Source organism: Streptomyces sp. NPDC001502, from assembly GCF_042894785.1.
Lineage (GTDB): Bacteria > Actinomycetota > Actinomycetes > Streptomycetales > Streptomycetaceae > Streptomyces > Streptomyces kutzneri.
Genome location: NZ_JBIAVW010000054.1, coordinates 1 through 5,169 on the forward strand (window position 1 = coordinate 1; position 5,169 = coordinate 5,169).

The 5,169-nt window shown below is 70.2% G+C and carries 6 protein-coding genes and 3 pseudogenes; 5 read left to right on the top strand and 4 right to left on the bottom strand.

Going from position 1 to position 5,169, the window contains the following annotated elements; translation table 11 throughout:
* Nucleotides 1–148: 148 nt before the first annotated feature.
* Nucleotides 149–820: a Uma2 family endonuclease gene (locus tag ACFY0D_RS40170; RefSeq protein ID WP_390802806.1), complete on the bottom strand. Its 672-nt coding sequence runs from the start codon at nucleotides 818–820 to the stop codon at nucleotides 149–151.
* A 167-nt stretch (nucleotides 821–987) separates the two neighbouring features.
* Here ACFY0D_RS40170 and ACFY0D_RS40175 point away from each other — a divergent pair.
* Nucleotides 988–1,411: pseudogene (locus ACFY0D_RS40175) on the top strand (IS5 family transposase); the annotation flags it as partial.
* A 3-nt stretch (nucleotides 1,412–1,414) separates the two neighbouring features.
* Here the strand turns inward: ACFY0D_RS40175 and ACFY0D_RS40180 are convergent.
* Nucleotides 1,415–1,798 (bottom strand): hypothetical protein, encoded by a 384-nt coding sequence (locus ACFY0D_RS40180; protein WP_390802810.1) that lies wholly within the window; start codon nucleotides 1,796–1,798, stop codon nucleotides 1,415–1,417.
* Nucleotides 1,799–1,808: 10 nt separating this feature from the next.
* Here ACFY0D_RS40180 and ACFY0D_RS40185 point away from each other — a divergent pair.
* Nucleotides 1,809–2,010: pseudogene (locus ACFY0D_RS40185) on the top strand (IS481 family transposase); the annotation flags it as partial.
* A gap of 60 nt (nucleotides 2,011–2,070) precedes the next feature.
* Here ACFY0D_RS40185 and ACFY0D_RS40190 read toward each other — a convergent pair.
* Nucleotides 2,071–2,533 (bottom strand): annotated as a pseudogene (locus ACFY0D_RS40190) (putative immunity protein).
* Nucleotides 2,534–2,575: 42 nt separating this feature from the next.
* Entirely contained in the window at nucleotides 2,576–3,007 is a 432-nt protein-coding gene (locus ACFY0D_RS40195) for a MarR family winged helix-turn-helix transcriptional regulator (RefSeq protein WP_390802807.1), read from the bottom strand.
* A 93-nt stretch (nucleotides 3,008–3,100) separates the two neighbouring features.
* On the opposite strand from ACFY0D_RS40195, the gene ACFY0D_RS40200 reads away from it, so the two are divergent.
* The 3 genes from ACFY0D_RS40200 to ACFY0D_RS40210 are packed head-to-tail and all read left to right on the top strand — an operon-like array spanning nucleotide 3,101 to nucleotide 4,372.
* On the top strand, nucleotides 3,101–4,033 hold the full coding sequence (locus ACFY0D_RS40200; protein WP_390802808.1) for a zinc-binding alcohol dehydrogenase family protein: 933 nt from the start codon (nucleotides 3,101–3,103) through the stop codon (nucleotides 4,031–4,033).
* 47 nt (nucleotides 4,034–4,080) lie between these two features.
* Nucleotides 4,081–4,239, top strand: a complete 159-nt coding sequence (locus ACFY0D_RS40205; protein ID WP_390802811.1) for an Imm21 family immunity protein — start codon at nucleotides 4,081–4,083, stop codon at nucleotides 4,237–4,239.
* A 10-nt stretch (nucleotides 4,240–4,249) separates the two neighbouring features.
* Nucleotides 4,250–4,372 (top strand): hypothetical protein, encoded by a 123-nt coding sequence (locus ACFY0D_RS40210; protein ID WP_390802809.1) that lies wholly within the window; start codon nucleotides 4,250–4,252, stop codon nucleotides 4,370–4,372.
* Nucleotides 4,373–5,169: the final 797 nt, after the last annotated feature.

Here is a 5,169-nt window from a genome sequence, read left to right on the forward strand (position 1 = left end):
GACCCTGTGGGAGAGTAGGACGCCGCCGAACAATCATTGTGGGAAAGCCCCGCACCAGCCCTTACGGGTTCGGTGCGGGGCTTTTCTGCGTTTACGGGCCGGAATACGGATTGCGGAGCCGGCCGAACCTGCGGCCTCGGCCCGTGCTTCACCAGTCGGCGGGATAGCTCTTGAGGGTGCTCGTGTCCAGGGTCCACCGGCCTGCGGTGACGACGTCCCCGAAGGAGTAGGGGACCGTCTTGCGGTACCGGGTGCCGTCGGGCCCTGCCGAGGAGTCGCTGTGCACGCTGACGGTCCGCTTGTCCTTGCGGGGGTCCACGACGACGTACAGGGGGACACCCATCCTGGGATAGTCGTGCAGCTTGTCGCGGATGTCAGTGAGGGAGTTCGTGCGGGATACGACTTCCACCACCATCAGGACATCACGGGAGTTGACGACCTTCGCTGTGTCGTCGGTGTCCTCTTCCGCGATCACCATGAGATCGGGGACCTTGGTGAGGCCTGTCTGAGGGTCGCCCATGTTCGTGTCGTTGAGCGCCATGACCTCTGGCGTCTGCGCCTCGATCTGGCGGCGCAGACGCACCACATTGAGTCCGTGCGGAGCCGTGGGGCTCATCATCGTGAGGAAGATCTGACCGTCGGTGGTCTGCACCTTCCACTGGTCCTCCTGGTGCTCGGCCAGCTCCGCGAGCTGCTCCGCGAAGTCGTGCATGCGGCGCATCTGCTCGGGGGTGAGGTCGCCCATGATTTCCTCCTGGTGGGTGCTCGACCAGCCTATCCAGCCCGGCGGCGGTGAGGCCTCGGCCTCGTCGGTTCTCACCCCGGGAAGGATCAGCCCGTGCGCTCTCCCGGCCGGCGGCCGCTCAGGAGTTCTTCGGCCGCCTCGATCGCCGCTTCCTTCAGCGCGTCGACGGGGACGCCGCTGCCCTCGTCCCATCCGTCCAGGCCGATCGCGCACCTGACGAGTTGACGACAGGTTTTCGGGATGGCGGAGTGAAGGTCCACCTCGCCAGCGACAGCCATGCACGCCCCCTGGCCCTCCGCGTCACCGCAGGCCAGGCGGGCGATGCCCCGGCCTTCGAGGTGGTCATGGCCACCATCCGTGTTCCGCGAGATGGGCAGGGAAGACCGCGAACCCGGCCGGACACCGTCCTGGCGGACCGCGCGTACCCATCCCGAGCGATTCGTGAGCATCTCCGGCGGCGAGGTATCCGTGCCGTGATCCCGCAGCCCGCCGACCAGGTCGGCCACCAGCCTTCGACTCCGAGGCATACAAGCAGCGCAACGCGGTCGAGCGATGCATCAACCGGCTCAAGCAGTGGCGCGGGCTGGCCATGCGAGCCGACAACTCGCCATCGCCTGCCAGGCCGCACTGCACCTCGCTGCCCTCCTTATCCGGGCACGGCGATAGCGCTCAGCGATCGACCACCCAGCGCGCGTCCGTCGGCCAGGATCCCGTGTCAACGATCTGCTTCACGAGCCTGAACGCCTCACCGATGGGGACGGTGTCCTCATCCGGGTATTCGTCGTCCTGCCCATTGGAGAGGACGAACCCGTCGCTCGACCCCTGAGCTCCGGGGTCCACGGCATGCTCGCCGGGATCGCCTGCTTCTTTGAGCACCATCACCATCGCGCGCTCAGTGTTCGTCACGAAGGCCAGCGACCGCCCGGACGAACTGGTCAGCCAGGTCTCAAGCCGGCCGCTGGCGATCCTCGACCGAAGAGCCTCCAGCACCACCGCGGACGACACAGGCACAGGGCTGTCGTCATTGATCACCCAAGACTCGATCACGAGCACGACGATCTCACGGACGGTTCCAAGCGACAGGTCCTTGGTGATCCGATTGCGGCGCGAGCACCGCATCGGTCCGCTGCGGCCTGGCGGTCCGCTTCGACATCGCGGCGTCGACCGCCCACCGCATCCTCGCCAGCGACAGCATCCCGCCCTGGCCACCCTGGACCAGGGCCACCGGCGAACCCGTCCACCGCTGCGAACGCGCCCGCCCCGGCATCAGTGGCCAGACCGCGCAAGCCGCGTCACCAACAAGTCCGGACGGCACACCTGGGTCGTCAGCGGCGCAGGGCGGTATCGAGCTCGCAGTAGAAGGTGTCCAGCCGACTGCGACCAGGATTGCGAGCCGGCATCCGGCGCAGCGGTGCGCGAACCTCCGGCGGGGCGTGCCCGATCGCCCATCGGATCTCCTCGTCGGCGGCGCCCGTGTCATTGCCCGCGCCGAGCTCACGCGCGAAGGCCTCGTACACGGCGGACCCCAGTACGTGCTGGTACGGGGTCGCGGCCGCGTGGTACGCGGCGCGGGCGGCGGCCGTGGCCGCCGGGTCGTCGACCTCGCGGGCCGCCGCGGGGGCCGCCCAGGCGAGGGAACGTAGCTTCGCGGTCCGCTTCGATCGCTTCGCGGGGGCGGAGGTCGGCGGGGGCCTTTGCCTCGAACAACGGGAGGGTCCGCTCGACGCGATCGGCCGCCCAGACTCCGAGCTGTCGGCGGTCTTCTTCGCTGATGGTCACCCCGTCCATCCGCCCGTCATGCGGGTGTTCGGCGTGCGGTGTTCGGCGGACCTACGGGGCTTCGTGGAGCCGGGTCAGCAGGGCCACCAGGTGCTCTCGTTCGGCCGGGCTGAGCGGGGCGAGGAGCTCGGCGTTGGCGGCCTCGGCCAGGGCTGCGCAGCGGGCGAGTACCGCGGTCCCCTCCGGGGTGACGGTGACGGCGTTCTTGCGGCGGTCGTCGGGGTCCGGGGCGCGCAGTACGAGGCCCGCCTCCTGGAGGTGGTTGAGCATGCCGACCATGTCCTTGGGGTCGACGGCGAGCCTGCGGCCCAAGTCGGCCTGGGCGACGGGCCCGTACTCGGCGGTGGCGGCCAGCACCGCGTGGTGCATGAGCTTCAGTCCCTCCGCGGCGACCGCCGCCGCGACCAGCTCGCGGCCGCGTGCCGCGACGCGGCCGACGAGCCAGGAGGGCAGGGACTGGATGTGCTGGAGGGCCGAGGTCATGAGCCCACCCTACCCAAAGTCGTTGGACATCCCCACGACTTTGACCTTATCGTTGGGGAATCCAATGAAAATTGTCGGGGTCGGGGAGGTCCTGTGCTGCGCATTCGCCATGAGGTCAACGGTGGGCCGGAGGTGCTGTTCGCCGAGGAGGCCGACGTACCCGCGGCGGGCGCCGGCGAGCTGCTGATCCGGGTCGAGGCGGTCGGCGTGACCCTGCCGACCGTGCGCAAGGTGCGGGAGGTGCGGGAGGGCCGTGAGCCCGTCCCGCTCGGTGGCGAGGTGGCGGGGGCCGTCGTCGCCACCGGCCCGGGCGTCACCGGCTTCACCACCGGGGAACGCGTCACCGGACTGTGCTTCGCCGACGCCTACGCCGAGTACGCCGTGCTCGACACCGCCATGACCTCCCGGATCCCGGCCGGCGCCGGCTCCGTGGAGGCGGTCGCGCTGGTCCGCAGCGGGCTGGTCGCCCGCGGCGCGTACGAGGCCGCGCGCATGGAGCCCGGCGAGTCGGTCCTGGTGACGGCGGCGGCGAGCGCCGTGGGGACGCTCGCCCTCCAGTACGCGAAGGCCGGTGGGGCGGGACGCGTCGTCGCGGCCGTCAGCAGCGCGGACAAGGCCGACTTCGTCCGCGGCCTGGGCGCCGACGAGGTCGTCCTGTACGGGGACGCCGACTGGGGCGGCCCGTACGACGTGATCCTCGACGGCGTCGGCGGCGACCTGCTCGGACCCGCCGTACGGGCCCTGGCGACGGGGGGCCGCCTGGTGGCCTTCAGCTCCGGCGGTGGCACGGTGCAGGCGTACGAACTCCTGGTCCGCGGGGCCTCGTTGATCGGCTTCCAGATGCGGGCCGTCGCCACCGGCAAGCCCGAACTGTACGAGCGCTGGCTGCGCGAGCTGTGGCAGCTGCGCGCCGCGGGCACCCTGCGTACGGCCGTGCACGCGGAGATCCCCCTAGCCGAGGCCGCCCGCGCCCACGCGGTCATCGAGCAGCGCCGGAACCTCGGCAAGGTCGTCCTGGTCCCCTGAGCGGGGAGTCGGCATCTCACCTCGCGCCATGACGAGGCGGGGGGCCGCTGGTGGTGGCGCCCGCTGAGCTGCTGACCCGGTGGGAGGGGGCGGACAGCGAAGGCCCGGAGTCCGACTACGACAGGGCCTGCGCGCTCGTCGGACACACCGGACTGCTCGCGGTAGGCCCGTCGCATCTCGACACGGGCGTCCGAGCTGCTGCCTAGCCTGCTGTCCATGGATCCGGATGCCGAACTCACCGCTCTGGCAACCCAAGAGAACCTCGCCGCCGACCTGGTGTGGCGCTTGCTCCGGCACGCGGGCACCCGTCGCCGGGTGGCGCTGTGCGGCGGCACCTGACCGAGGAAATGGTCGAGGAGATCATCGCGCGCGGCCCCGTACGTACTCTCGCCGCCAACGGCTCCGTACCGGCCCGGGTGAGGGCTCGCCTCGCGTAGCACCCGGACCCGGTGGTCCGGAGCGGTGTCGCCGCGAGCCTCGGGGACGAGCCGCCCGGGCTGCTGGCCGATCCCGTGACCCGGGCCGCCGCCGTCGCGCACACGGTCCCGACCCTTGAGCCGGCCGCTGACCGGGATTCCGCAGTGCGCAGAGCGGTCGCTGCCCACCCGGACCTGCCTGCCGATCTGCGTGACACCCCGGCGGCCATGCGTGAGCGGGTGGTGGCCACCTTGAAGCCCGGCAGCCCCGTCGCAGACTGGCTGCTGTCGTTCGCCCGCACCCCCCACACGTGCCCCACGGGCACCGGTCCCGCCGCCCCTGACCAGGCAACAAGGCGAAGCGTTGCGCGCCCGCGCCGGTCTGTAGGTCCGCTGGCGGGGGTGATGCCCAGGGCCGTTTTGACACCCCCCAGGCCGGGTTGTAGAGTCAAACGGTTGCCTCGAACTGGACAAGTTCGGCAGCCCACCCCCCAAGGAATGCAATTCTGTGTGGGGTGCACTCGATTCTTCAGGAATCCGAAGCCGGGGAAATCCGGTGGAGAACTTCTGATAGAGTCGGAACCGCCGGAAAGGGAAAACGCGAAAGCGAAAACCTGGAAAGCGTCGAGGAAGTCGGACACGAAAGAGTCTGATAGAGTCGGAAACGCAAGAACAGAACGAAAGCCCGGAGGAAAGCCCGAGAGGGTGAGTACAAAGGAA